This window comes from Kitasatospora sp. NPDC004272 (assembly GCF_053603035.1).
In genome coordinates this window covers 1-2,496 of record NZ_JBSGET010000275.1, presented here as the reverse complement: position 1 = coordinate 2,496, position 2,496 = coordinate 1, and the positions used below count along the sequence as shown (strand labels likewise).

The window sequence follows — 2,496 nt, the reverse complement described above, 5'->3', positions numbered from 1 at the left end:
GGGGGCGGCCGACGGCCGCCCCCCACCACCGCGTCCGCGGGCCCGGTCAGCCGCGGGCCCGGCGCCCCGGGAAGGCGAAGTGCAGGGTCGCCACCGCCACCGGGGCGCCCCCGAGGTCCTCGACGGCGGCGCTGAAGACGCCCGTGCGCCGCCCCAGCCGCACCGCCTCGATCCGCACCCGCAGCGGGGCCGGCTCGACCGCCTCCAGGAAGCTGACGCTGCTGGAGGTGAGCACCGCCGCCGGGGTGGCGCCCAGGAAGGCGCTGACGGCGAGGTAGGCCGAGACGTCGGCGACCGCGAAGAGCGCCGGGCCGGACACGGTGCCGCCGGGCCGGGTGGGCAGCGCCTCCGGGTCCACGGCGCACACCAGGCCGGTCGCGGTCACCTCGGCGACGCGCAGCCCCTTCCAGTCGGGGAAGTACTCGGTCAGCAGGGCCTGGACCTCCGCCGCGGTCAGGATCGGCCGGTCAGCCATGGGTCCCCGTTCCGGTGGTGTCGAGCAGGTCGGACAGGGCGGTGCTCAGGCGCGCCGCCGTCCCGTACTTCCACAGCAGGGTCGGGCTCAGCCGCAGGCCGAGCCTGGTCTCCAGCCGGTTGCGCAGCTCCAGCGACATCAGCGAGTCCAGGCCGAGCGCCTTCAGCGGGGTGTCCCGGTCCATCGCGTCCGGGTCCACCCGCAGCACCTGCGCGGCCTCCTGGTTGACCACCGCCTCCAGCAGCGGCAGCCGCTGCTCGGCGGGGACGTCGCGCAGCCCGCTGTCGGCCACCGCCCGCTGCGCCGTCGCCAGCGACTGCCAGCTGGTCAGCGCGGCGAGCGCCGGGTAGGTCTCGATCCAGCGCTGCGGGTCGAGCGCCACGTAGGCGACCACGCACTCGTCGCCCTCGACGAAGGAGAGCAGGGCCCGCCAGCAGTCCGCGGCCGTCACGCCGCCCATGCCCCGGTCGGCGAGGCGCTCGCCGCGGCCGGCGTCCCGGGCGGCCAGGCCGATCCCGGCGACCGGGCCCCACTGCACGCTCAGGCCCGGCAGGCCCGCGGCCCGGCGGCGCACCGCGAGCGCGTCCAGGCCGCTGTTGGCGGCGGCGTAGGCGGCCTGCCCGGCCGTGCCGACGAAGGCCGCCGCGGAGGAGAACAGCACGAACAGGTCGAGCTCGTCGTCCGCGGTGAGCTCGTCCAGCACCCGGGCCGCCACCACCTTGGGGCGCATGACGCGCTCCAGCCGCCCGGCGTCGAAACCGGCCAGGGTGGCGTCGTCCAGGACGCCCGCCGCGTGGAAGACGCCGCGCAGCGGCGGCAGGGTGGCGCGGACCTCGGCCAGCACCTCCCGCATCCGCTCCGGGTCGGCCGCGTCCGCGGCCCACACGCCCACCTCGGCGCCGCGGGCGCGCAGCGCGGCCAGCCGCTCCGGGTCGCCCGCCCCGGAGCGGCCGAGCAGGGCGACGGCGCCCGCGCCCCGGTCGACCAGGAACTCCGCCAGGGACAGGCCGAGCGCGCCCAGCCCGCCGGTGACCAGGTAGGTGCCGCCGGCCCGGAAGCGGCCGCCGGGCAGCGGGGTGGGCACCACCGGCCCGGCCTGCGCCGGGTCGGTCAGCACGATCTTGCCGAGGTGCTCGCCCCGGGACATCGTCCGGAACGCCTCCCCGGCCTCGGCGAAGGGCCGCACCAGGCAGGGCAGCGGGGTCAGCGTGCCGTCCTCCACCCGGTCCCAGACCGTGCGCAGCAGGCGGGCGAAGCGCTCGGGCCGACGGCGCAGCATCCCGGCGACGTCCACCGCGGCGAGGGTCAGCGAGCGGCGGAACGCCCCCAGCCCGACCGAGGTGTCGGCGTGGATGTCGCGCTTGCCGACCTCCACGAACCGGCCGTCCTCGGCGAGCACCTCCAGTCCGAGCGGGATCGCGGCCCCGGACAGCGAGTTGAGCACCACGTCCACGCCGCGGCCGCCGGTCGCGGCCAGCACCTGCCCGGCCCAGTCGAGCCCGCGCGAGTCGAAGACGTGCTCGACGCCGAGTCCGCGCAGGTGGGCGCGCTTCTCCTCGGTGCCGGCCGTGGCGATCACCTCGGCCCCGGCGGCCCGGGCCACCTGCAGCGCGGCCAGGCCCAGCCCGCCGGTCGCCGAGTGCACCAGGACGGTCTCGCCCGGCGCGACCCGGGCCAGCTCGACCAGCGCGTGCCAGGCCGTCACCAGCACCATCGGCAGCGCCGCGCCCTGCTCGGGGCGGAGCGCGGCGGGCAGCGGCACCACGTGCCGGGCGTCCACCGTGACGTGGGTGGCGAGCGCGCCGAAGCCGCCCGCGACGACCCGGTCGCCGACCGCGAGGCCCTCGACCCCGGGGCCGACCGCCGCGACCGTGCCCGCGCAGTCCAGGCCCAGCAGCGCGCGGTCGGGCGTGTCGTCCGGGTAGACGCCCATCGCCTTCATCACGTCGATGAAGTTGAGCGAGGCCGCGGACACCGCGAGCTCCACCTGCCCGGGCCCCGGCGCGGTCCGCTCCAGCGGG

The 2,496-nt window shown here is 78.1% G+C and carries 2 protein-coding genes; both read right to left on the bottom strand.

The genetic code is table 11. The features are described from left to right. Window positions 1-46: 46 nt before the first annotated feature. A complete protein-coding gene (locus ACWEO5_RS38365) occupies window positions 47-475 on the bottom strand; it encodes a PaaI family thioesterase (RefSeq protein ID WP_452166690.1) in 429 nt (142 codons plus the stop codon). Next, on the bottom strand, window positions 468-2,496 hold a 2,029-nt coding region (locus ACWEO5_RS38360), incomplete at its 5' end, for an SDR family NAD(P)-dependent oxidoreductase (protein ID WP_452166689.1). The genes ACWEO5_RS38365 and ACWEO5_RS38360, both read right to left, overlap by 8 nt.

Excerpts from the sequence above, each read along its gene's own strand:
- ACWEO5_RS38365 (WP_452166690.1), bottom strand. The coding sequence starts at position 475 with ATGGCTGACCGGCCGATCCTGACCGCGGCGGAGGTCCAGGCCCTGCTG.